Source organism: Mycobacterium sp., assembly GCF_049608025.1.
Lineage (GTDB): Bacteria > Actinomycetota > Actinomycetes > Mycobacteriales > Mycobacteriaceae > Mycobacterium.
In genome coordinates this window covers 106,021-129,886 of sequence record NZ_JBMYXC010000004.1, presented here as the reverse complement: position 1 = coordinate 129,886, position 23,866 = coordinate 106,021, and the positions used below count along the sequence as shown (strand labels likewise).

Genomic DNA, 23,866 nt, shown 5'->3' with positions numbered 1-23,866 from the left:
CAAGCATGTGCGCGACCGTGGTGGTGATCGCTTTGGCGGCGGAGTACACGCAGAACGGAGTCTCGGTGGAGACCAGTACCTTTTCGCTGCCGATTTCTTGGCTGCCGATTTCTTCGCCGCCGCGCGGGTCCGCCGGCCCGTTTCCCCAGCCGTGGCCGATCGCCCGGTCGAGGATCACCCGGCCGTCGCGGCGCAGGCACAGTTGAATCGCCGGCTGCATGCCGGCTGCATACCAGTGCCGGGCCGCCTGCCAGATCCGTTCCACTGCCGCCGGGTCGATATCGGAGTGGTCTTCCCGGCCGATGGAGGTGACCTCGTCCAGATCGGCGGGGATGCGGATTCTGCTTCCGTCGTCGGAGACGACGATCCTGCCCTGGCTCATGGCGGCCCCGCGGAGAAGAAGCCGCTGCCGATGAGGCCCGTCAGCTCACCGAGCAGGTCGCCGGGTCCGGGTTGTGGCGGCGGAGGCGCGTCGGTGAGTTGCCAGACCTGGCAGTCACTGGTGGTGAAGGTGGTGTCGGTCGGCAGGATCTGGACGAACGCCGGCTTCTTGGTGAGCGCATTGTCGAGCAGTTCGTCGCCCGCGGTGCGCTTCCAGTAGCAGGCGCCGCCGTCCACCGGGCCCCCGGACTGGTAGGAGCCCGGCGCGATGTCGATGCCGACGGCATACGAACCGTCGGCATCGATGGTGGTGTTGAGTCCAGCCGGCGTCTCTGCAGGTGCGGGGGCCGGCGGTGTCGGGGAAGCGGGCTGGGCCAGGGCCGACGGAGCCGCGACCCACCACGCTGAAAGCACCGCCGCGGCCACCGCGGCTCTTATCGTCGGGCTCATCACACATAATTCTAAGTGCCGGATCCAAGTGCCGGATCGTGATGGCCGGGGTTGGGCCAAAGGGTGGTGGCCGGGGTTGAGCCAAGAGGTTATGGCCGGGGTTGGGCCAAGAGGGTTCGGGCGACCGATGTGCGGGCGCGATAGCGTGGGGTCCGTGAAGTTGGACCTGTGTACGACGCTGCGGACGTGAGGCGGAGATGAGCTACCCGAGCCTGCCGAGTAACCTCCCGCAGACCCCGACCTGCTACCGACACCCCGACCGGCCGACCTACGTCCGCTGCACCCGATGCAACCAGTTCATCTGCCCCGAGTGCATGCATGGTGCCGCGGTCGGCCACCAGTGTGCGGATTGCGTCGGTGCGGCCGCCCGCACCGTACGTCCGGTCACCACGTCGTTCGGCGGTCAGCCGCAACGGTCAGCTGTCCCCGTCGTCACTTACGTGCTGATCGGCATCAACGTGGCGGTTTTCTTCCTGCAGAACCTATCCCCAGACGTTCTGCGCGCCATGGTGCTGTGGCCGCCCGCCGTAGCCGATGGCGATCTGTATCGACTGCTGACCTCAGCGTTCCTGCACTTCGGATTCGCACACATCGCGTTCAACATGTTGGCGCTCTACTTTGTGGGTCCGCCGCTGGAGATGGCGCTGGGTCGGCTGCGCTTCAGCGCCCTCTATCTGCTCAGTGCGCTCGGCGGTTCGGTTCTGGTGTACCTCCTGACCTTGAATGCGGCCACCGCCGGCGCCTCCGGCGCGGTGTTCGGTCTATTCGGCGCCACCTTCGTCGTGGGCAAGAAGCTCAACATGGATGTTCGCGCCGTCGTCGCGATCATCGGGCTAAATCTTGTATTCACCTTTGTCATCCCACTCGTCACGTCGCAGAGCATCAGCTGGCAGGGTCACATCGGCGGGCTGGTCACCGGGGCAGCAGTGGCCGCCGCGTATGCCTACGCCCCGCGAGAGCGGCGGAATCTGGTGCAGGCGGGCGCCACGGTCGCGGTGGCCGTGGCATTCGTCGTCCTGATCGGGTGGCGCACCATCGAGTTGCGGTCGATGTTCGGCCTCGGCTAGGTAACTACCCGCGTGTTCAGCTTCGATCCGGGGCTCGACGGGGTATGAGTGGTTGATGCTCGGTCTGCCCGATCGGATACGTGCCTGTCTGTTCGATCTCGATGGTGTGCTCACCGACACCGCCAGCGTGCACCGGCGGGCGTGGAAGGTGATGTTCGACGAGTATCTGCACACTCGCGCTGCATCTTCGGGGGAGCGGTTCCTGGCTTTCGACGAACGCTCCGATTACGAGACCTACGTCGACGGCAAGCCGCGCGACGACGGAATCCGCTCATTTCTGGCCAGCCGCGACATCGCCGTCGATGACGATGCGATCAGCGACATGGGCGGCCGCAAGAACCACCTCTTCCTGGAGCAGCTGCGCACCGACGGGGTGACGGTGTTCGAGGAATCCCGGCGGTATCTGCAGGCCGCCGTCGACGCGGGTCTACGCCGCGCGGTCGTGTCTTCGAGTGCCAATACCCGCGAGATTCTCGAAGTGACCGGGCTGGATACCTACGTGGAGTGCCGGGTGGACGGCGTCACGCTGCGCACCGAGAACATCGCGGGAAAGCCCGCACCGGACTCTTTTCTGCGGGCCGCGCAGCTGCTCGATGTGGACCCGGCCGATGCGGCCGTCTTCGAGGACGCCCTGTCCGGGGTGGCTGCGGGCCGGGCCGGAGGTTTCGGTCTGGTGGTCGGTGTCGATCGCACGGGGCAGGCAGAAGCATTGCGGGACAACGGTGCCGACATCGTCGTGAATGATCTCGGGGAGTTGCTCGCGTAATGGCGTTCGACGATGAAACCTTCCCGATCGAACCGTGGCAGATCCGCGAGACGGCGCTGCGGATCGACATGCTGGCCCAAGCCGAGTCCTTGTTCGCGCTGTCCAACGGGCATATCGGGCTGCGGGGCAATCTTGACGAGGGCGAGCCCTACGGTCTGCCCGGTACGTACCTCAACGGATTCTATGAGGTCCGACCGCTGCCGCACGCCGAAGCGGGGTACGGCTATCCCGAGGACGGGCAGTCCATCGTTGACGTCACCAACGGCAAGCTGATCCGGCTGCTGGTCGAGGACGAGCCGTTGGACGTTCGTTACGGCGACTTGCTCTCGCACGAAAGGATTCTCGACTTGCGGGCGGGCACACTCAGCCGCGTCGCGGAGTGGAGGTCACCGGCCGGCAAGCAGGTGAAAGTGAACTCGACACGGCTGGTTTCGCTGGCGCAGCGGGGACTCGCCGCCATCGAATACGAGGTCGAGGCGGTCGACGACGTGCGCGTCACGCTGCAATCCGAGCTGGTGGCCAACGAGGACCAGCCGGCACGGTCGAGCGATCCACGGGTGGCTGCGGCGCTGTGCAATCTGCTCGAACCGGTGCAGCACGAGGTCAGCGAACGCGGGGCGCTGCTGATCCACCGCACGCGCGGAACCCAACTGATGATCGCCGCCGCGATGGACCACGTGGTGGAGGCGCCCGGCCGGGTAGAGATCAGCGGCGATGCCGGTGATGACTGGGCGCGCACAACCGTGGTGTGCGGGCTGAAGGCCGGCGAGCGGTTGCGCCTCGTCAAGTACCTGGCCTACGGCTGGTCCAGCCTGCGTTCCCGCCCGGCGCTGCGGGACCAGGCCGCTGCCGCCATCGCCAGCGCGCGCTACACCGGCTGGCAGACGCTGCTCGACACACAGCGCGAGTACCTCGATGACTTCTGGGACGCCGCCGACGTCGAGGTCGACGGGGACCCCGACTGCCAGCAGGCGGTGCGGTTCGGGCTGTTTCACGTCATGCAGGCCGGTGCACGCGCCGAGCGCCGCGCCATCGCGGGCAAAGGGCTCACAGGCACCGGCTATGACGGACATTCCTTTTGGGACATAGAGGGTTTCGTACTTCCGGTGCTCACCTACACCGCGCCGGGGTCGGCCGCTGATGCTCTTCGGTGGCGCGCGTCGACACTGGACCTGGCCCGGGACCGCGCCGCCGAACTCGCGCTGGCGGGCGCGAGTTTCCCGTGGCGCACCATCCACGGTGAGGAGTGCTCGGGGTACTGGCCCGCGGGGACTGCCGCCTTCCACATCAACGCTGACATCGCGGTCGCTTTCGAACGGTACCGGGTGGTGACCGGCGACGAATCGCTGGAACGGGAGTGCGGGCTCGAGGTGCTGATCGAGACCGCACGGATGTGGCTTTCGCTCGGGCACCATGACCGTCACGGCGGCTGGCGAATCGATGGCGTGACCGGGCCGGACGAATACACGGCGATCGTCCGGGACAACGTGTTCACCAATCTGATGGCCGCCGCGAACCTGCGCATCGCGGCCGACGCCTGCGCCCGCCACCCCTATGCGGCCGCCGAGTTGGGAGTGGACACCGAGGAGACCGCCTCCTGGCGTGACGCCGCCGAGGCCGTGAACATTCCGTATGACGAAGAGTTGGGTGTTCATCCGCAGTGCGAAGGTTTCACGACAATGCGCGAGTGGGACTTCGCCGCAACCACGGATTATCCGCTGCTGCTGCATGAACCCTACGTTCGCCTCTACCCGGCGCAGGTCATCAAGCAGGCCGACTTGGTACTGGCGATGCAGTGGCAAAGTCACGCGTTCACCTTCGAGCAGAAAGCCCGCAACGTCGACTACTACGAGCGCCGTACCACCCGCGATTCGTCGTTGTCGGCCTGCACCCAGGCGGTCATGTGCGCCGAAGTCGGCCATCTGGAGCTTGCCCATGACTACACCTACGAGGCCGCGCTGATCGACCTGCGGGACTTGCACAACAACACCCGCGATGGCCTGCACCTGGCATCCCTGGCCGGTAGTTGGACCGCGCTCGTCGCGGGATTCGGCGGCCTGCGCGACGACGAGGGCGTGCTGGCGTTGAATCCGCACCTGCCGTCGGCAATCACGAGATTGCGATTCAGGTTGCGCTGGCGTGATTTTCGGGTGACGGTCGAAGCCACCCACGCGTCGGTCGTCTACACGCTTCGCGACGGGCCGCACGGAGTTCTGACCATCCGCCACGCGGGCGAACCCTTGGAACTCAACACCCAGCAGCCGACTGAGGTGGCGGTGAAACCTCGGGAGCCCCTGCTGCCACCCCCGCAGCAGCCGTTGGGGCGGGAACCCATCCGGCGGCACCGGACGCCGCCCTACCACTGAGGCCGGTCATAGCAGTGACGCGAAGCCGGTGCAGTGGGGCTGGATCGCCGCACCGATAGGGTAGGGCCCAGATGTCCACGAACGGGAGCGCGGAGATGAAGGTTCGAATCTTGCCCTACGTCACCGTCGAGGTCGATGACCGGGTGCGGCGCAGGCTGCGGGTGGCCGGTGAGCGGCTTCGGATCAATCTCCACGGTTATCTGCGCAGCGCGGCTGACGACGTCGATGCTGCGGGTGACCGAGTGCGCGGGATATGTGACCGTGCCGTGAACCGGGTCGACTCGGCGGTGGCCACGGTCAACGACAGGATCGGGCCTGCCGAACCTGCGCCGCGGCCGACTTTGCGGCTCGTCGACGAGGCGAGCTAGGCACGGTCAGCCTCGGCCGGCAGCACCTGGCGACGGCAGAAGACCGGGTGCTGCGCCGCGCAATGTGCTGTTCTAGTCCGGCGGCTGCCAGATTGTTTGTCGCACAACTAGTTGGTCGCAAGCTGACTGAAGGGAGCCCAGCACTGTGGGAGGCGCACTCGTCAGCCAGGGCGTGACCGTGCTACTGGCGCTGCTTGCCGCGGCGTTCCTGGCCATCGGAATTGTGGTGCGCCAACGGGCCACGATGGATGTGCCCGCCGAACTCGGGGTCAGCCCCGTGATGATTCAGACGCTGATCCGCCGACCGCTGTGGTGGGCGGGTACTTCGGCGGCGATCGCCGGCTATGTGTGCCAGGCGCTTGCCCTGGCCAACGGGTCGCTGCTACTGGTGCAGCCCATCCTGACTTCGGCACTGTTGTTCGCTCTGCCGCTCAGCGCCCGGCTTGCGCATCGGCGGGTGACCCGGGGCGAATGGGCGTGGGCCATGTTGCTCACCTCCGCGCTTGCGGTGTTCGTGGTTCTGGCCAAGGCCCCTCCGGGGGATTACGAGGCGTCGCTGTCCGCCTCCGTTGTGGTGGCAGTGGTCTGCACAGCGGCTGTGTCGGCTTGTGTGCTGGTCGCGACGCGAATCGTCGGCTGGCGCCGCGCGGTGCTGTTGGCCGTTGCGGTGGGCGTGCTGTTCGGCGTCGTCGCGGTGCTCACCAAGCTCGTCATGCACGTGTTGACCCATGACGGACTGCGTGCGGTGCTGTCCACACCGGTGTTGTACCTGCTGGCGGCGTTGGGGGTGGTGGCGATGCTGCTGCAGCAGTCCGCCTTCCACGCCGGATCTCTGCAGACGTCGGTGCCCACGATGCTGGTGCTCGAACCTGTGGTCGCGGTGCTGATCGGCGCGGTCGTGCTCGGCGAGCACTTCGATGTCGGGCGCTGGGAAGCAGTCGCGATAGCGATCTCCACCCTGGCGATGGCGGCCGCCACCATCGCGCTGGGCAGGGATGAAGGGGCCTACGAGGAGCAACTCGAGGCTACCGTCGCGGAGCGGCGAGAAAGCACCGTCGCGGAGCGGCGAGAAAGCACCGTCGCGGAGCGCTCATCGAAAGGTTCGTCATGAACCCCGTCATGAACCCCGTCATGAACCCCGTCATGAACCCCGTCATGAACACTGCGCGGACTACTGCCCGCGTGCGTCACGCGGTCTCCAGAGTGGTTGCCTACACCGCCTCCGCGTTGGTGGTCTCCGGCGCGGTGGCGTGCGCACCCCCGGCGACGGACGACTCGGGTGTGGATCAGTCGTCGGGAGTCAAGGCGGCCGAGGCCACCTCTGCCGAGGACTTCGGCGGCATGGCGGGGCTGATCGAGGCGGCGCGGGCCGAGGGTGAGCTCAATGTAATTGCGTTGCCGCCGGATTGGGCCAATTACGGCGCGGTCATCCAGGCTTTTTCGGACAGGTACGGCATCAGCGTCAACTCGGCACAACCCGACGCGTCCAGCGAGGATGAGATTGCCGCCGCCATCGCGCAGAGGGGCCGGCCAACCGCGCCTGATGTGTTCGATCTCGGTCAGTCCGTTGCGTTGGCGAACACGTCGATGTTCGCGCCCTACAAGGTCGCGACGTTCGACGACATCCCGGTCGCGTTCAAGGACCCAGACGGCATCTGGGTCAACGACTATGGCGGCTACATGTCGATCGGGTTCGACTCGGCCACAGTGCCGCCGGTCACCGACGTGGACGATCTACTCAAGCCCGAATACCAGGGCAAGGTAGCGCTCAACGGCAACCCGACCGAGTCCGGGGCGGCGTTCTCCGGTGTTCTGATGGTCGCCCTTTCACAGGGCGGTTCGGTGGACGATATCGCACCCGGCGTCGAGTTCTTCCGGAAGCTGAAGCAGGCGGGCAACTTATTGCCGACCGACCCGACACCGGCCACCATCGAATCCGGACAGACGCCGGTGGTGATCGACTGGAACTACACCAATGCCGCTCAGAGCAAGAAATCGTCCACCTGGCGGGTCGTCGTGCCGCCGGGCAAGACGGTGGCCGGCTACTACTACCAGGCGATCAACAAAGACGCCCCGCACCCCGCGGCGGCCCGACTGTGGCAGGAGTTCCTCTACAGCGACGAGGGGCAGAACCTGTTGGGCTTGGGTGGGGTGCGGCCGGTGCGGGCCGACAACATGATCCTCGACGGGACGCTCGACCAGGCGGTCGTCGCATCGATGCCGATCGTTCACGGACCGGTGACGGTGCCGACGCCTCAGCAGGCCGAGGTGGCCTCGCAGTACCTGGCGGACAACTGGGCCGCAGCAGTGCGCTGACTTGGCGGTCAGACGTCCCGGACCGGCTCTATACCCAGATCGCGGTAGCTGACCAACGCGTAGAACGGCACGCCGTGCTTGGCGAACCGCTTGGCGGCGCCGTCGCCGCGGTCCACCATCGGGATGACCCCGGCGGCCACGGCACCGACCGCGGTGACTCGCTCGAGGGCGATCTCGGTGGATCCACCGGTGCTGATCACATCGTCGACCAACAGCACCCTGGTGCCGGGGTGCAGTCGGGTGCCTTCGATCCACTGTTCGCGCCCGCGCTGCTTCTGTTCTTTACGCACCGAGAACCATGCCTTGCCGGTGACCATCGCCACTCCATGGGCGAGCGGGTCGGCACCCATGGTGAGACCTCCCACCGCGTCGAACTCGACGCCGTTGGCCGCGGCGAGGTCGGCGACCGCGCGGCTGACGATCGTCCGGTGTCGACCGCGTACTTGCCGTCGATGTAGTCCTGGCTGAGCTGGCCGCTGGCCAGCCGGAACGGCTCGTCGCGATGTTCGTAGCCGCGGGTGCGGATCAGGTCGAACGCCGCTTGCCAGGTCTGGGGACGTTCGTGAGAGGAAGGCTGCTCAGGCATACCCGTGATCGTATTGCACCGGCGGCAACGACCTCATCCCTGGCGGGCGCGCTGTGTTAAAGCCACTGCTGCCGAACGTAATTCACCTATCGAGTCGATCGGATCGGGGTAGCCGATACGCGTGTATGCCAGGCCCCGGTCGGTGGTCAGCCGTAGGTCGAGACCGTAGCGGTCGGCCCCCGTGCACACAGCCGCGGTGGTGTCGGGGTAGCCGCCGAGGGTGCGCGCCATCGCCGCCAGCGATTCGGCGTGGTCGTCGTTCAGGTGTGCCACTGCATCCGCCGACAACGGTGTCACCGGGTCGGGTTGTGCCTCGGCGTACTCCCGGCCGGTGGTCGAATCCATCCGTCCGTAGCCGCCTACCCATCGCACCCGGGTAACCCGCAACACCCACAGCGAGAAATCGCTGTAGTCGACGTAGTACTTCGCCGCGGCCACTGCTGACAGGTGCGCCTCGCGGGCAGCCCGGCGTTCATCACCGTCGGGCTCCTCGACGTGCCCGGCCAGGGTGATGCGACCACTGGCCAGCGGATCGGTCTGGGTGCCCGGGGCGACGATCGCGATGCTGGCGCGGCGGTCGCCCGCCAGGTTACGGCCGTGCTCGGCGAGGTTCGACACGCACAGCACCGGACAACCGCCGAGGAGACCGTAGGTGACGAATGACGCCCACGGATCGCCTTCTGCGGTCAGGGTTGCCAGCGTGCCGGTGTTCGTCGACGCGGCGATGGTGCGTGCTTCCTCGGCCGCTGTCGGGCGCACCGCGTTGACCGGTTCGGTCAGCGGCGGAGGCACGGTCGGTGCGTCTCCCGGGTCGCCATGATCACGGGTCGAGTTGCCGGACGTCACGTCGGCACGATAGTCGGGTGGTTCGTTGCTCGCCCTGCTGGGTAGGTTTGGGGCCCTGCTGGGTAGGTTTGAGGACTGTATGGACGACTTCATTCGCACCCGCCACGCCGGCCCCGCGGAGGGTACCCACGTCGAGGTCGGCCCAGAGGGTCGCTCGGTCGAGCATCCGAACGCCGAGGATTTCCGCCGTGCCCGCGCGCTGCCCGAGGACCGCACCTGGTTCAAGAGCGCGGTCTTCTATGAGGTGCTGGTCCGCGCGTTCTTTGATTCGAACTCAGACGGCGCCGGCGACCTGCGCGGCCTGACTGATCGCCTCGACTATCTGAAGTGGCTTGGGGTGGACTGTCTTTGGCTTCCGCCGTTCTACGACTCGCCCTTGCGTGACGGCGGCTACGACATCCGCGACTTCTACAAGGTGCTGCCGGAGTTCGGCACCGTCGAGGACTTCGTCGAGTTGCTCGACGCGGCGCACCGGCGGGGCATTCGGGTGATCACCGACCTCGTCATGAACCACACGTCGGACTCTCACGCCTGGTTCCAGGAGTCCCGGCGCGACCCCGAGGGTCCGTACGGCGACTACTACGTGTGGAGCGATACCAGTGACAGGTACCCCGACGCACGGGTCATCTTCGTCGACACAGAAGAATCCAACTGGTCATATGACGCGGTACGAAACCAATTCTTCTGGCACCGGTTCTTCTCCCACCAGCCCGACCTGAATTACGACAATCCTGCCGTACGGGAGGCGATGATCGATGTGCTGAGGTTCTGGTTGGACCTCGGCATCGACGGTTTCCGCCTTGACGCCGTGCCCTACCTGTTCGAGCGGGACGGTACCAACTGCGAGAACCTGCCCGAGACGCACGCCTTCCTCAAGCACTGCCGCAAGGTGGTCGACGACGAGTTTCCGGGCCGGGTGCTGTTGGCGGAGGCCAACCAGTGGCCCGCCGACGTCGTCGAGTACTTCGGAAACCCCGACACCGGCGGCGACGAGTGCCACATGGCGTTCCATTTCCCGCTGATGCCGCGCATCTTCATGGCGGTCCGCCGCGAGTCGCGGTTCCCCATCTCGGAGATCCTGGCCAACACCCCGCCCATCCCGGACATGGCGCAATGGGGCATTTTCCTGCGTAACCACGACGAGCTCACGTTGGAGATGGTCACCGACGACGAGCGCGACTACATGTACTCCGAATACGCCAAGGACCCGCGGATGAAGGCGAACGTCGGTATCCGCCGGCGCCTGGCACCTCTGTTGGAGAATGACCGCAACCAGATGGAGTTGTTCACTGCGCTTCTGCTCTCGCTGCCGGGATCGCCGATCCTCTACTACGGCGACGAGATCGGGATGGGCGACATCATCTGGCTGGGCGACCGCGACAGCGTACGTACGCCGATGCAGTGGACCCCGGACCGCAATGCCGGCTTCTCCACCGCCACTCCGGGTCGGCTGTACCTACCACCGAACCAGGACGCGATCTACGGCTATCAGTCGGTGAATGTCGAAGCGCAGCGCGACACCTCGACGTCGCTGCTGAACTGGACTCGTACCATGCTCGCGGTGCGCCGCCGCCACGACGCGTTCGCCCTCGGCACTTTTAGGGAGCTGGGCGGATCGAATCCTTCGGTGCTGGCCTACGTGCGCGAGCTGGAAGGGGCGGGGGAGGAGCAGGACCACCACGACACTGTGCTCTGCGTCAACAATCTGTCGCGGTTCCCGCAGCCCATCGAGCTGAATCTTCAGCACTGGAGCGGCTACACGCTCGTCGAGATGACCGGTTACGTCGAATTCCCCGCCATCGGTCAGCTGCCCTATCTGTTGACGCTGCCAGGCCACGGGTTCTACTGGTTCCTGCTCAGACCGGGCAACCCCGAGGCGGGAGATCTGTCATGACTTCGCCGAGGAAACTCCGGTTCGGCGACTGGATCAAGCAGCAGCGCTGGTATGCCGGCCGCGGTCGCGAACAGGCCTCGGCCGAACCCGCCGCGATCACCGCGTTGCGGGACGATCTCGACCTCGTGCTCCTCGACGTCAACTACACCGACGGCTCCGCCGAGCGCTACCAGGTGCTGCTGAGGTGGGGCAGCGCGCCTATCGACGTGTACAGCGATGTGGCCACCATCGGAACCGTGTCGGATGCAGACGGCGAGCACATCGCCTACGACGCACTCTACGATCCCGACGCGACGCGGCATCTGCTCTCGCTGATCGACGCGTCGGCCACGGTTGCGGATCTGAGATTCGGCAAGGAACCCGACGTGACGCTCCCGCTGGATGCCGCACCACGGGTATCGGGCGCCGAGCAGAGCAACACCAGCATCATCTTCGAGGAACAGGCCGTCCTCAAGGTATTCCGGCGCGTGACCCCCGGGATGAACCCCGACATCGAACTGAACCGGGTACTGGCTCGGGCGGGCAATCCACACGTCGCCCGGTTGCTCGGGTCTTACGAAACGTACTGGGACGCAGCGGGGTCGCAACCCTGTGCGCTCGGCATGGTGACCGCGTTCGCGGCCAACAGCGCCGAAGGTTGGGACATGGCCACAGCCAGCACCCGTGACCTGTTCGCCGAGGGCGACCTGTACGCCGACGAGGTGGGCGGTGATTTCGCGGCGGAGTCCTTCCGGCTGGGTGAGGCTGTTGCCTCGGTGCACGCAACGCTTGCCGGGCAACTGGGCACCTCCTCCGCGGATTTCCCGGTGGGCACCGTGCTGGAGCGGTTGGAATCGGCGGCGCGCGTGGTGCCGGAGTTGCGGGATCGCATCCCGCTGATCGAGGAGCGATACCGCAAGTTGGCCGGCGAGTCGATCACCGTTCAGCGCGTGCACGGCGACCTGCACCTCGGTCAGGTGTTGCGCACACCGGAGGGTTGGTTATTGATCGATTTCGAGGGCGAACCCGGCCAGAGCCCAGCGGATCGCCGGCGGCCGGACTCGCCGTTGCGCGATGTCGCCGGCCTGCTGCGTTCCTTCGAATACGCGGCCTACCAGCGGTTGGTGGGCTTGGCGGTGGACCACAATCACGACAGACAGGTCGCGGCTCGCGCTCGGGAGTGGGTCACGCGCAACAGTGCGGCGTTCTGCGACGGCTACGCCACCGTGGCCGGAACGGATCCGCGCGACTCCGCTGAGGTGCTCGCGGCTTACGAACTGGACAAGGCCGTGTACGAGGCTGCTTACGAGGCCCGATTCCGGCCGGCGTGGTTGCCGATTCCGGTGAGATCGATCGAACGCATCCTGAGCTGACAGCGGCAGTCGGTAACCGCTCAGCCCGCGTCATTCCTGGTGGGCGGCTTGGAGCACGATCACGGCGCGGGCTTCTACCGTGAGCTTGGCGCCCGCCGCCACCGGCCTGGACCCCTCCATGACCGCTCCTTCCACCGAATAGATCACCGGTTGCCAGGCTTTGCCGAAGTCCCTTGGCGGCAAGGTGAAGCAGATGGGCTCGTGATGCGCGTTGAAACACATCACGAACGAGTCGTCGGTCACGCGTTGGCCACGCGGATCCAGATCCGGGATGCCCTGACCGTTGAGATAGACCGAAACCGACTTGCCGAAGCCCGAGTCCCAGTCCTCGTCGCTCATCTCCGAGCCGTCGGGGGTGAACCACGAGATGTCCGGGATGTGCACCGAGCCGCGACGCCGCACCGGCAGCCCGTCGAAGAACCGGCGCCGACGGAATACCGGGTGCGCAGAGCGCAACTCCGCCACCGACGTGGTGAACTCGATGAGTCCGGTGTCGGCATTGGCCCAATCGATCCAGGTGGTCTCGTTGTCCTGGCAGTAGCCGTTGTTGTTGCCGCCCTGGGTCCGTCCGAGCTCATCGCCGTGGCAGATCATGGGTACGCCCTGGGACAGCAGGTTGGTGGTGATGAAGTTCCGCTGCTGCTGGGCCCGCAGTTCGAGAATCGCGGGGTCGTCGGTTGGACCTTCGACACCGCAGTTCCAGGACTTGTTGTTGTTCTCGCCGTCATTGTTGTTCTCGCCGTTGGCTTCGTTGTGCTTCTCGTTGTAGGAGACCAGGTCCCGCAGGGTGAAGCCGTCGTGGGCGGTGACGAAGTTGATCGAGGCGACGGGTCTGCGCGCGGTGTGTTCGTAGAGATCGGCCGATCCGGTGAGTCGGGACGCGAACTCGCCGAGGGTTTCGTCCTCGCCGCGCCAGAAGTCGCGGACCGTGTCGCGGTACTTGCCGTTCCACTCGGTCCACTGCGGTGGGAAGTTGCCCACCTGGTATCCGCCGGGCCCGACATCCCACGGCTCCGCGATGAGCTTCACCTGGCTCACCGTCGGGTCCTGCTGGACGAGTTCGAAGAAGGTGGACAGCCTGTCGACGTCGTAGAACTCCCGGGCCAGCGTCGAGGCCAGGTCGAAGCGGAAACCGTCGACGTGCATCTCGGTCACCCAGTACCGCAGCGAGTCCATGATCAGCTGAAGTGCGTGGGGGTGGCCGGCGTTGAGGCTGTTTCCGGTGCCCGTGTAGTCCATGTAATAGCGCTTGTCGTCGTCGACGAGCCGGTAGTACGCGGCGTTGTCGATGCCACGCATGGACAGCGTCGGGCCGAGGTGATTCCCCTCTGCAGTGTGGTTGTAGACCACGTCGAGGATCACCTCGATGCCGGCCTCGTGCAGCGCCCGCACCATGGCCTTGAACTCCTGGACCTGACCACCGGGCGTGGTGCTGGCGCAGTACTTGGAGTCCGGGGCGAAGAATCCGATGGTGTTGTAACCCCAGTAGTTGGAGAGCCCTTTGGCGATCAGGGTCGAGTCGTTGGCGAAGTGATGTACCGGCATCAGTTCGATAGCGGTGATCCCGAGGGCTTTGAGGTGCTCGATGATCGCGGGATGGGCTATCGCGGCGTACGTGCCGCGGCTGCGCTCGGGGATGTCGGGGTGCGTCTCGGTCAGGCCCTTGACGTGAGCCTCGTAGATGATCGAGTCCGCGTACTCGTGTTGTGGCGGTCGATCGGTACCCCAGTCGAAGAAGGGATTGATGACCACCGATTTGGGCATGCTGGCGGCCGAGTCTTCGTCGTTGCGGCTGTCCGGGTCGCCGAAGTTGTAGCCGAACAGTGACTGGTCCCAGCGGAACGTGCCGTCGATGGCCTTCGCATACGGATCGAGTAGCAGCTTGTTGGGGTTGCAGCGTTGGCCCGAAGCCGGGTCGTAGGGTCCGTGCACCCGGTATCCGTACCGTTGCCCCGGCTCGACCGCGGGCACGAAGCCGTGCCAGACGAAGCCGTCCACCTCTGGCAGGGGCAACCGTGTCTCAGCGAGCCCGCCGGCGCCATCGGGAGTGAACAGGCATAGTTCAACCGACTCGGCCACCTCGCTGAACACGGCGAAGTTGCTGCCCGAGCCGTCGTAGGTCGACCCCAGCGGGTAGGCCTTACCGGGCCACATCTCCATCGGCGCTGCATCCGAGTGGCTCGGCGAGACCGCCTGCGTGGCGGGGAGCACCGCGGGCGACGCGGTGTCCTCAGAACTGCTGGCAGAACTGGTGGCGGAAGCCAAAGTGCACACTCCGGGTTAACGGGAACCGAACAAGAAGACGATACGGTGCCCGCGGGTGTATCAATAGCAACTGCGGCGGCGGACGTGCAGCGCCGCGGACCTGAAGGTCGAGCCTGAACCGGAGTCCGATGCCGATCAGATCGCGTGGACGGTGTTGCGCCCGGCTCGTTTCGCCCTGTACATCGCCGCATCGGCGCGGGCGGTCATCGCATCTACTGATTCACCGGGAAGGGCGAGCGTGGCACCGATGCTCACCGTTGCGTGGATTGTTCGGCCGCGGCTGTGGGTCGGCTCGGCAACCCGGCAGCGGACCTTGTCCGCGATCTGGATGGCCTCGTCGAGGCTGTGCAGACCGGGCAGCAGCACCAGCATCTCGTCCCCTCCGACCCGCCCCACCGTGTCGCCATCTCGTAGGCAGCCGCGGATGCGCTCGGCCATGGTGGACAGCACAACGTCACCGACCGTGTGTCCCCAGTCGTCGTTGATGGCCTTGAAGCGGTCGGCGTCGCAGAACAACACGCCCAGGTGCGCGCCGGGCGCTCGCGGGTTGGTCAGCGCCGCTTCGAGGCGCGCCATGGTTTCGGCGTGGTTCAGCAGCCCGGTGAGAGTGTCCACGAGGGCCAATCGCTCCAGTTTGCGCTGCGTTTCGATCAACGCGTCCTTCTGCCGGCGCAACTGTTCTTGACACTCATGGCGCTCAGTGACGTCACGAATCGCCGCCCACACGTGCAAGGTTTGTTCGATGCGCAGCGGGCTCAGACTGATGCGCAGCGGGCTCAGACTGATGTCGACGGGAAACTCGGTGCCGTCGCGGCGCATCCCCCACAAATTCGGGCCGTCGCCCATCGGCCGCAACACCGGGTCGGCGAGGAAATTCGTGCGGTACCCGACGTGCTTGCCCCGCAGGCGTGGCGGCAGCAGAATCTCGACCGCACTGCCGATCAAGTCTTCCTGCGGGTATCCGAACATCCGGGCGGTTTGGGCGTTGGCCAGCGTGATCCGTCCATCCGGCCCGACGATGACCGTGGCGTCGGGGGCCGCTTCCAATAGGTCGTGGAACATGGAATGCCCCCGCTGCTCGTCGGCGGTCAGATCTTTGACCACCTCAACGAAACCGGTTACTGAGCCCGCTTGATCGCGAATCGCGCGCAGGGTCACACCGGTGCGGAATTGATGTCCGTCTTTACGCACCCGCCAGCTGTCGAACGCAACGTGGTCAGACTCAATCGTCGTGGCCAGGTCGCGCTCGGCTTTCCCGGTGGCTCGGTCGTCATCGGTGTGCAACACCGATACCGGCCGCCCCAGAACCTCACCCTCGGAGTAGCCGAACAGGGCTTGGGCTCCCGCGCTCCAACGGATAACCGTGCCCGTGGAATCGAGCTCGATGATCCCGCGATCGGTGACGGCGTCGAGCAGTACGTCAGAGTTACTGAGACTCACGCGCACGCATCCCCTGATTGGTTGTCGTCCGGCTTGTGCATCGCAGCGTACTTTCGCATCGCAGCATAAGGGCATCGCGGGCCTGCCCGGCGAAGATCACGCAACTGGCAGCTGGCCTCTGAAGATGCACACCGACTTGCGGGCGGCGTCAGACGACTGAAACCCCGGCAGACCGCAACTCCTCGAGTGCCGCCACGGTCGTCGTCGGGGACACGCCGGCGGTCAGGTCCAGAAGAACCCTGGTGCTGAACCCGGCGACGGCCGCATCGGCAGCGGTTTCCTTCACGCAGTAGTCGGTGGCGATGCCGACCACGTCTACGGCCTCGACGCGATGCGCGCGTAGCCATCCGGCCAGCGCCGTCCCGTCCTCGGTGGCTCCCTCGAAGCCACTGTAGGCAGACGAAAACTGTCCTTTCGTGAATACCGCCTCGACGGTGCTGGTGTCGAGCGCGGGGTGAAATTCGGCGCCGGACGTCGATGCGACGCAATGCGCTGGCCAGGATTCGGCGAAGTCGGGCTGGTCGGAGAAGTGGTCGCCGGGGTCTACATGGGTATCTTTGGTGGCCACGATGTGAGCGTAATCCGTTGCTCCGGATAGCAATTCGGTGATACTGCGGGCGACTGTCGCGCCGCCGTCGACTGCCAGCGAGCCACCCTCGCAGAAGTCGTTCTGAACGTCGACGATGATGAGCGCGCGCTGCGGGGGCGTCATCTTCCCACGGTACCGCCGTCGGTCCCTGCGCGCTGGTGTGCCAGCGCCGCCGCTGTCGGTGTCAATCGGCTATTAGTGTTGGGTATACCAGCCAAGGCGAGCAATCCACGGTGGAGGGAACCAGCGGATGTTGTCCTACGTGTCCGGAGCCGATCAGCCACCTCTGCTGGTTGAGACGATCGGCGACAACCTGGCCCGAACGGTCGACAGGTTCGGCGACCGCGACGCACTCCTGGAATGCGCTACCGGGCGGCGGTGGACGTACGCGGAGTTCTTCGAAGCCACCTGTCGCATCGCCACCGCGTTGGTGCACCGGGGGATCCGACCCGGCGACCGGGTCGGGATCTGGTCACCCAATACCGCCGAGTGGGCGATGATCCAGTACGCCACAGCGCAGATCGGCGCCATCCTCGTGACGATCAACCCGGCCTACCGAACCGAGGAGCTGGAGTATGTCCTCAACCAGTCCTCGATCTCGCTGGTGCTGTCAGCGGAATCGTTCAAGACATCGAACTACGCCGAGATGCTCGACGCTGTTCGTGGCCGTTGCCCGCACCTGCGCGAAGTCGTCATCGTCGGGTCGCCGGACTGGGCGGTAATCGCTGGGACGGAGGCGAATGCCGAACTGCTTCACGACGTGCAAGTAGGTCTGCGCTCGTCTGACCCGATCAACATCCAGTACACCTCGGGCACCACCGGCTTTCCCAAGGGTGCGACGTTGACGCACGCGAACATCCTCAACAACGGGTACTTCGTCGGCGAGGGCCTCGGGTACACCGAGGCGGACAGGGTCTGCATCCCGGTGCCGTTCTATCACTGTTTCGGGATGGTGCTGGGCAACCTCGCGTGCACGTCGCGTGGTGCCGCAATGGTGATTCCCGCGCCGGGTTTCGATCCGGAACAGACTCTCAAAGCCGTTGCTGCGCATCGGTGTACATCGTTGTACGGAGTGCCCACGATGTTCATCGCCGAGCTGTCCCTGCCGAACTTCGACGAATTCGACCTGACCAGCCTGCGGACGGGAATCATGTCGGGGTCGCCCTGCCCGGAGCAGGTGATGCGCAACGTCATCGACCGCATGCACATGAGCGGGGTTGCGATCTGTTACGGCATGACCGAGACCTCGCCTGTGTCCACCCAGACGTTGCCGACCGACCCGCTGCACCGCCGGGTGGGCACCGTCGGTCGCGTCGGCCCGCATCTGGAGATCCAGATCGTCGATAAGGCAGGCGCACAAGTGAACCGGGGCAGCCCCGGCGAGTTGTGTACCCGGGGCTACGCCGTGATGGCGGGCTACTGGGAGGACTCGGAGAGAACCGCCGAGGCGGTCGACGCCGACGGCTGGATACATTCGGGTGACATCGCGGTGATGGACGACGACGGCTACCTGAGCGTGACCGGTCGCATCAAGGACATGGTGATCCGGGGCGGGGAGAACATCTATCCGCGGGAAGTCGAGGAGTTCCTCTACACCCACCCCGACATCGTCGACGCGCAGGTCGTGGGAGTGCCCGACACGATGTACGGCGAAGAACTGATGGCGTGGATCCGGGTAGCCGACGGCGCGCAGTCACCCACGGCAGAGAGCCTTCGGTCGTTCTGCGCCGGGCAGATCTCCCACCAGAAGATTCCGCGGTACGTCCAGGTCGTCGACGAGTTCCCGATGACCGTGACAGGCAAGGTGCGCAAGGTTGAACTGCGCGCCCGGGGAGAGGAACTGCTCGGCGGTGCAGGGTGAGAATCGCCGCGTTGCGGCTTCGGCAGCGCGACGGTAGGACCTGCGGACCCAGCGTGGCCGTCGTCGCGGGGGCGCTGCTGGATTCGCGGTACCGGTCTGGATTGACGGATACCGACGCCGGCCGGTCATGGTTCTCCCAGGAGCAGGTGCGGGTCCATGCATTGGTGAACCGGGTGTGGCCGCGCGCATTGGGGACCACGCCGATGGGCATGGCGCGCGCCCTCACCCTCCGCTCGCGCGATCGCGGGGTCCGCTACCGGTGGCGGGTGCGGCGCGGTCGTCGGGACGGGCTCGCAGACGTCCTTGATGCGGTCGGCTCGAATTGGCCGGTACCGATGTTGATCGGCCGGTGGATCCCGCGGCATTGGGTGTTGATCGTTGACACATCGGCCGACGGGCTGCATTGCTATGAGCCGTCGTCGGGCGAGGTGCGCACGGTCAGTGTCGACGCCATTCGGCTCGCCCAGCTCAGCGGATTCGGTTACCCGCGACCCTTCGCGTTTGTGGTGCCGAGGTGCGCGACGTGCGCGGCTGGGTCGATCACCCAGCTCACGTCGTAACGGGGCGGCTCCGGGCTCCGTCGAATTCCGGCCTGTGTCGACCCGAGTGCCGCGAAGTGGCCGGGGATGCCGAGAGCCCGGCAGCCGGTCTCCCAGTTGGCGCACCAGATCCCCAGCGCGACAGGGGCGTAGAAGCGCGATGCAGTTGCGGCGTAGAAGTCGAAGCGCGCCGCAACATCCTGGCCCCCAACGCGTTCCACCACGCCGACACATCTGGTCGTCTGGGCGTTGAACGACGAGGGAGACCACTGGCAGGCCTCATAGCAGCGCCCGAACTCATCGAACGGGGAGGTATCGACGCTCAGGGATTCCCGGAACTCTGCATCCGCGAAGAACAGCGCCCTCAGTGGCAGGCGGCGATGCTGGATCTTCTGTATGAGGCGGATGAAGGTCGGCGTGAACCGCGACCGGTATCCGACGGCGCAGACGCAGACGATGTGGTCCTCTTCGGGATCGAACCGGTCGCCAAGGTGGCCAACGATGCTTGCATGGTCGGCGCCGGGCCCGATCCAACAGGTTGCCAGACCCTGACGCGTCGCATCCAGGACGACCCGTTGCAGGCTCCGGCCCACGTCGATAATCGCCATTCGGTTGTACTCTCGCGGAGCTATCGCGACGAGGAACTCGTGGGCACCCACGACGGGCCACACCGTCAAGGGCGCCGCAACGTATTCGAGTCGGATGGCGCGGTTGCCGAGCAGTGCCTCAGCATGACTGTTCCGCCGGACGGACTGCATGAGGTCGGCGCGATGCTCATCGATAAGGTTCCGGGCCTGGAACGATCGGCATGAGCGTCGCATACGCATCAGGTCGAAGGCGTCGAGATCATCCCGGGGACGGGGTAGGGCCTCGGTGGGGCGCAGGCCCAACTTCACCGTGGTCAGGTCGAAGGCCAGGACGGCTAGGAGTGCACAGCCAATACCCGCCGGTACCCAGAAGAGGGCGATCGGCCAGAGGCCGATCACCCAACCCAATACTGCCAACCCCAAAAAGGCCACTGCTGCGGCAGCGTTGGGCGCGTACTGGAGCCACCCGGTGAATTGGAGCCGAACCTTGAGGCGCAGGACGCCGGCGGCGAGTGAACCGAGTTTCCTGTGCCCGGTGTGCTTGTTCGGGCCTTGGGCCGCTGCTGTGCGGGTCACTTAGGCACCCCTCTCGACCGGTGTTGTCTGTACCGGTGTCGCGCCGGCCGTTCACCTGGGACTGCCAGCCTCAAACTCACGGTAGTTTCCGCTGCCCCGGCATCGAGAGTTGGGCAGCGCATTCTTGGTGCTGCTGCCCAACCTGCACAAAGCTGCGGAGATCATCGCGATACACCAGGCGCGGGGGAGTGGCGCGGGGAGTGGCGCGGGGAGTATTGCCCTCGGCGATCCGCAGCAGAAATTGGTGTTCCTGATCGCCCCGCTGATCGCTGCGGGCCTAGGGGCCGGCAATGCAACCAGGGTGACGGCCTTCGAGCTCGACCCGGCGCTCATTGTCGCCGTGTTCCTCGACGGCCACCGAGGCAGTGCCTGAGCCCTGCGCCCGTTTTCGAGACAGGTGAGCAGGACGTTCGACCGCGACTGTGGTAGTCAGAGCTAGCACACGCTTTGCGACAGCTAGCACGTCAAACTATAGTCTGGACACATGTCCAGAAGGGTCCGGATTTCTTGCGTCACACTATTTGGGCAGCTCAGGGTGCCTTGCGTTCCTGCAGCGCAGCGCTCGGTCGCCGTGCAGGATAAGTGAGCTGATCATGCGTATCGCCTTGCTGTCCTATCGGAGCAAGACCCACTGCGGCGGTCAGGGGGTCTATGTTCGGCATCTGAGCCGCGGGCTCGTGGAGCTCGGCCACGATGTCGAAGTCTTCTCCGGCCAGCCCTACCCTGAGGGGCTCGACCCGCGAGTGCGCCTGACGGAGGTACCCAGCCTCGATCTCTACCGAGAGCCGGATCCGTTCCGCGTTCCGATGCCCAACGAGATCAAGACTCAGATCGACCTGCTCGAGCTGCTGACCACCTGGACCGCCGGCTTTCCTGAACCCAAGACCTTCAGCTTGAGAGTCGCCAGGCTGCTGGCCGGGCGTCGCGGTGATTTCGACGTGGTGCACGACAACCAGTGCCTCGGCACCGGGTTGCTGACGATCGCGAAGTCGGGCCTTCCGGTTGTCGCCACGGTGCACCACCCGATCACCCGGGACCGGGTGCTGGATATCGCCGCCGCGAAGTGGTGGCGGAAGCCGCTGGTGCGCCGGTGGTACGGCTTTGCCGAAATGCAGAAGGCGGTCGCACGCCGGATCCCAGAATTGATCACCGTCTCGTCGACGTCGGCCACCGACATCGCAGACGATTTCGCTGTCAGCGGCGACCAGCTCCACGTCGTGCCGCTCGGGGTGAATACCCGGCTGTTCCGGCCGGGGCAGGGTCGGGTCCGCAACCGCATCATCGCGATCGCCAGCGCCGACGTCCCACTCAAGGGCGTCAGCCACCTGCTGAACGCCGTAGCCCGGCTGCGCGTCGAGCGTGACCTCGAACTGCAGCTCGTCGCCAAGCTGGAGCCGAACGGGCCGACCGAGAAACTCATTGCCGAACTGGGTATCTCCGACATCGTGCACAGCTCCAGCGGGCTGAGCGATTCTGAATTGGCAGGGTTGTTGTCATCCGCTGAAGTCGCTTGTATCCCTTCGCTTTACGAGGGATTTTCGCTGCCCGCCGTGGAGGCGATGGCCAGCGGCACGCCGATCGTCGCCAGCCGTGCCGGCGCGCTGCCCGAGGTGGTTGGAGCCGACGGCGAATGCGCAAGGCTGGTCGAGCCGGCCGACGTGGACGACCTGACGAAGGTGCTCGGCGAACTGCTGGACTCGCCGATGGAGCTGCGCAGGCTCGGTGACAACGGACGCCGCCGCGCGCTTGAAGTCTTCAGCTGGGAATCTGTTGCCGCGCAGACCGTCGCCGTTTATGAGCGAGCCTGCGAAAGGGTCGCTGCATGCTGACCGTGGACTTCGACCGGCTCGGAGTCGGTATGGGGACCAAGATGATCGATGTCGGTTGCGGTGCGGGCCGCCATACCTTCGAAGCGTTCAGGCGCGGCGCCGACGTGATCGGATTCGACCAGAGTGCATCTGATCTCAATGACGTCGAAGAAATCCTGCAGGCGATGCAGAAGCAAGGTGAGGCGCCCGCTTCGGCTAAAGGCGAGACGGTCAAAGGCGATGCACTCGAGTTGCCCTACGGCGACGGCACGTTCGACTGTGTCGTCGCCTCGGAAATTCTCGAGCATGTTCCCGCAGATGACAGGGCAATATCAGAATTGGTGCGCGTCCTCAAACCCGGTGGCGCACTGGCGATTACGGTGCCGCGCTGGCTTCCGGAGTGGATCTGCTGGGCACTCTCAGATGAGTACCATGCCAATGAGGGCGGGCACCTCCGAATCTATCGGGCCGACGCGCTGCGCGATAAGTTTCTCGCACATGGCCTTCGGTTGACCCACACCCACCATGCGCACGCCCTGCACGCCCCGTACTGGTGGCTTAAATGCCTTGTTGGAACCGAGAAATCACGACATCCGGCAGTGTCGGCATACCACAAACTGCTGGTGTGGGACATGATGAGCCAACCCTGGCTCACCCGGACCGTAGAGTCGGCACTCAACCCGCTCATCGGAAAGAGTGTCGCGCTCTACTTCCGCAAGCCTGGCGTCGCCGATGTCTGAGATCCCCAGTATTCCCGGTGTGTTCACCCGGAACGAATGTCGGCAGACCGCTGAGTCGATCGCCGCGACGCAGGAACCGACGGGAGCCATTCCCTGGTCGGCGGGTGGACACACAGACCCATGGGACCACGTCGAGAACGCGATGGCGTTGACCGCGGCGGGTCTGCTGAAACCGGCGCGCGCGGCCTTCGAATGGTCGCGCAGGACGCAACGTCCCGACGGCACCTGGCCGATTCAGCTGCGCGATGGAATCGTCGAGGATCCCAACAGCGACAGCAATTTCTGCGCCTATATCGCGACCGGTGTCTGGCACTATGTTCTCGTCACCGATGACCGGCGATTCGCCGAAGCGATGTGGCCGGTAGTGGCCAAGGCGATCAACTTCGTCCTCGAGCTTCAATTCGGCACCGGCGAGATAGCCTGGGCCAGAAGCGCTTACGGTATTTCGGATGAGGCGCTGCTTACCGGTTGCGCAAGCATCCACCACAGCATTCGCTGTGCATTGGCGCTGGCCGACTATATCGCTGCCCCCCAGCCCGAATGGGAAGTCGCGGTTGGACGGCTCGGCCATACGATCGCCCATCATCCCGAGGCGTTCGTCGCCAAGGATCGGTGGTCGATGGAGTGGTACTACCCGGTGCTCGGCGGGGCGCTACGTGGGCCGAGCGCGCGCGCACGGATCGATGAGCGCTGGGATGACTTCGTCGTACCCGGTCTGGGCATCCGCTGCGTCGATGACCGGCCATGGGTCACCGGTGCCGAAACATGCGAGTTCGTGATGGCGCTGGAGGCCCTCGGTGATCTGGCGCGAGCACACGAACAGTTCGCGGCCATGCATCACCTACGCGAGGACGACGGGTCCTACTGGACGGGACTGGTGTACGCCGACGGTAAGCGCTGGCCGGTGGAGCGCACTACCTGGACAGGCGCTGCGGTTATTCTTGCCGCCGACGCCCTGTCATCGGCCACCGCCGGCAGCGGCATCTTCCGCGGTGGAGATCTACCGAGAGGCCTTGAGGGCGAATACGATTGCGAGTGCGTGACGAGCGAACGCTAGCTCGACGATTGC

The 23,866-nt window shown here is 65.5% G+C and carries 20 protein-coding genes and 2 pseudogenes; 14 read left to right on the top strand and 8 right to left on the bottom strand.

The features are described from left to right. Positions 1-367: pseudogene (locus ACPGXI_RS02885) on the bottom strand (hydrolase); the annotation flags it as partial. Positions 368-378: 11 nt separating this feature from the next. Beyond that, positions 379-831: an Rv1352/Rv1906c domain-containing protein gene (locus ACPGXI_RS02880; protein WP_526649596.1), complete on the bottom strand. Its 453-nt coding sequence runs from the start codon at positions 829-831 to the stop codon at positions 379-381. Positions 832-1,028: 197 nt separating this feature from the next. On the opposite strand from ACPGXI_RS02880, the gene ACPGXI_RS02875 reads away from it, so the two are divergent. From ACPGXI_RS02875 to ACPGXI_RS02850, 6 genes are all read left to right on the top strand, one after another. Then, on the top strand, positions 1,029-1,898 hold the full coding sequence (locus tag ACPGXI_RS02875; protein ID WP_526649595.1) for a rhomboid family intramembrane serine protease: 870 nt from the start codon (positions 1,029-1,031) through the stop codon (positions 1,896-1,898). Between the two features lie 55 nt (positions 1,899-1,953). After that, a complete protein-coding gene (locus tag ACPGXI_RS02870) occupies positions 1,954-2,664 on the top strand; it encodes a beta-phosphoglucomutase family hydrolase (protein WP_526649593.1) in 711 nt (236 codons plus the stop codon). After that, a complete protein-coding gene (locus tag ACPGXI_RS02865) occupies positions 2,664-5,030 on the top strand; it encodes a glycosyl hydrolase family 65 domain-containing protein (RefSeq protein ID WP_526649591.1) in 2,367 nt (788 codons plus the stop codon). The genes ACPGXI_RS02870 and ACPGXI_RS02865 overlap by 1 nt, the downstream gene beginning before the upstream one ends. A gap of 95 nt (positions 5,031-5,125) precedes the next feature. After that, positions 5,126-5,398 carry a hypothetical protein gene (locus ACPGXI_RS02860; protein WP_526649590.1) on the top strand — a complete coding sequence of 91 codons (273 nt, stop codon included), beginning with the start codon at positions 5,126-5,128 and terminating at the stop codon, positions 5,396-5,398. Positions 5,399-5,543: 145 nt separating this feature from the next. After that, complete coding sequence (locus ACPGXI_RS02855) at positions 5,544-6,509, top strand: DMT family transporter (RefSeq protein ID WP_526649588.1); 966 nt, start codon at positions 5,544-5,546, stop codon at positions 6,507-6,509. A gap of 44 nt (positions 6,510-6,553) precedes the next feature. Further along, positions 6,554-7,714: an extracellular solute-binding protein gene (locus ACPGXI_RS02850; RefSeq protein ID WP_526649616.1), complete on the top strand. Its 1,161-nt coding sequence runs from the start codon at positions 6,554-6,556 to the stop codon at positions 7,712-7,714. 8 nt (positions 7,715-7,722) lie between these two features. Here ACPGXI_RS02850 and pyrE read toward each other — a convergent pair. Together pyrE and ACPGXI_RS02840 are read right to left on the bottom strand one after the other, a co-directional pair. Beyond that, a pseudogene (pyrE, locus tag ACPGXI_RS02845) lies at positions 7,723-8,300 on the bottom strand (orotate phosphoribosyltransferase). A gap of 33 nt (positions 8,301-8,333) precedes the next feature. After that, a complete protein-coding gene (locus ACPGXI_RS02840; protein ID WP_526649586.1) occupies positions 8,334-9,146 on the bottom strand; it encodes a HugZ family pyridoxamine 5'-phosphate oxidase in 813 nt (270 codons plus the stop codon). A gap of 79 nt (positions 9,147-9,225) precedes the next feature. Here ACPGXI_RS02840 and treS point away from each other — a divergent pair, with 79 nt between their 5' ends. Both treS and ACPGXI_RS02830 read left to right on the top strand, forming a co-directional pair. Continuing rightward, entirely contained in the window at positions 9,226-11,040 is a 1,815-nt protein-coding gene (treS, locus tag ACPGXI_RS02835) for a maltose alpha-D-glucosyltransferase (RefSeq protein WP_526649584.1), read from the top strand. Continuing rightward, positions 11,037-12,392, top strand: a complete 1,356-nt coding sequence (locus ACPGXI_RS02830; protein WP_526649582.1) for a maltokinase N-terminal cap-like domain-containing protein — start codon at positions 11,037-11,039, stop codon at positions 12,390-12,392. Before treS ends, ACPGXI_RS02830 begins: the two co-directional genes overlap by 4 nt. 30 nt (positions 12,393-12,422) lie before the next feature. On the opposite strand, the gene glgX is transcribed toward ACPGXI_RS02830, so the two are convergent. The 3 genes from glgX to ACPGXI_RS02815 all read right to left on the bottom strand — a co-directional run bounded on the left by glgX (position 12,423) and on the right by ACPGXI_RS02815 (position 16,809). Further along, the gene (gene glgX, locus ACPGXI_RS02825) at positions 12,423-14,552 is read right to left on the bottom strand and encodes a glycogen debranching protein GlgX (protein ID WP_526649614.1); all 2,130 of its coding nucleotides are present in this window, start codon (positions 14,550-14,552) and stop codon (positions 12,423-12,425) included. Positions 14,553-14,792: 240 nt separating this feature from the next. After that, positions 14,793-16,097, bottom strand: a complete 1,305-nt coding sequence (locus ACPGXI_RS02820; protein ID WP_526649580.1) for a diguanylate cyclase domain-containing protein — start codon at positions 16,095-16,097, stop codon at positions 14,793-14,795. Between the two features lie 148 nt (positions 16,098-16,245). Then, on the bottom strand, positions 16,246-16,809 hold the full coding sequence (locus ACPGXI_RS02815; protein WP_526649578.1) for an isochorismatase family protein: 564 nt from the start codon (positions 16,807-16,809) through the stop codon (positions 16,246-16,248). Between the two features lie 127 nt (positions 16,810-16,936). Here ACPGXI_RS02815 and ACPGXI_RS02810 point away from each other — a divergent pair, with 127 nt between their 5' ends. Both ACPGXI_RS02810 and ACPGXI_RS02805 read left to right on the top strand, forming a co-directional pair. Then, positions 16,937-18,547, top strand: a complete 1,611-nt coding sequence (locus tag ACPGXI_RS02810; RefSeq protein WP_526649576.1) for an AMP-binding protein — start codon at positions 16,937-16,939, stop codon at positions 18,545-18,547. Then, complete coding sequence (locus ACPGXI_RS02805) at positions 18,544-19,107, top strand: hypothetical protein (RefSeq protein ID WP_526649574.1); 564 nt, start codon at positions 18,544-18,546, stop codon at positions 19,105-19,107. The genes ACPGXI_RS02810 and ACPGXI_RS02805 overlap by 4 nt, the downstream gene beginning before the upstream one ends. Here ACPGXI_RS02805 and ACPGXI_RS02800 read toward each other — a convergent pair. After that, on the bottom strand, positions 19,029-20,249 hold the full coding sequence (locus ACPGXI_RS02800) for a nitroreductase family protein (RefSeq protein WP_526649572.1): 1,221 nt from the start codon (positions 20,247-20,249) through the stop codon (positions 19,029-19,031). The genes ACPGXI_RS02805 and ACPGXI_RS02800 overlap by 79 nt on opposite strands. A gap of 109 nt (positions 20,250-20,358) precedes the next feature. On the opposite strand from ACPGXI_RS02800, the gene ACPGXI_RS02795 reads away from it, so the two are divergent. The 4 genes from ACPGXI_RS02795 (at position 20,359) to mmpH (ending at position 23,854) form a co-directional block, all read left to right on the top strand. Continuing rightward, a complete protein-coding gene (locus ACPGXI_RS02795) occupies positions 20,359-20,622 on the top strand; it encodes a hypothetical protein (RefSeq protein WP_526649570.1) in 264 nt (87 codons plus the stop codon). Between the two features lie 220 nt (positions 20,623-20,842). After that, positions 20,843-22,078, top strand: coding sequence for an MMP alpha-(1->4)-mannosyltransferase (manT, locus tag ACPGXI_RS02790; RefSeq protein ID WP_526649568.1), 1,236 nt, complete (start codon positions 20,843-20,845; stop codon positions 22,076-22,078). Continuing rightward, complete coding sequence (locus ACPGXI_RS02785) at positions 22,072-22,797, top strand: class I SAM-dependent methyltransferase (protein ID WP_526649566.1); 726 nt, start codon at positions 22,072-22,074, stop codon at positions 22,795-22,797. Before manT ends, ACPGXI_RS02785 begins: the two co-directional genes overlap by 7 nt. Then, a complete protein-coding gene (mmpH, locus tag ACPGXI_RS02780) occupies positions 22,790-23,854 on the top strand; it encodes an MMP endo-(1,4)-3-O-methyl-alpha-D-mannosidase (protein ID WP_526649564.1) in 1,065 nt (354 codons plus the stop codon). The genes ACPGXI_RS02785 and mmpH overlap by 8 nt, the downstream gene beginning before the upstream one ends. The last annotated feature ends 12 nt before the right edge of the window (positions 23,855-23,866 follow it).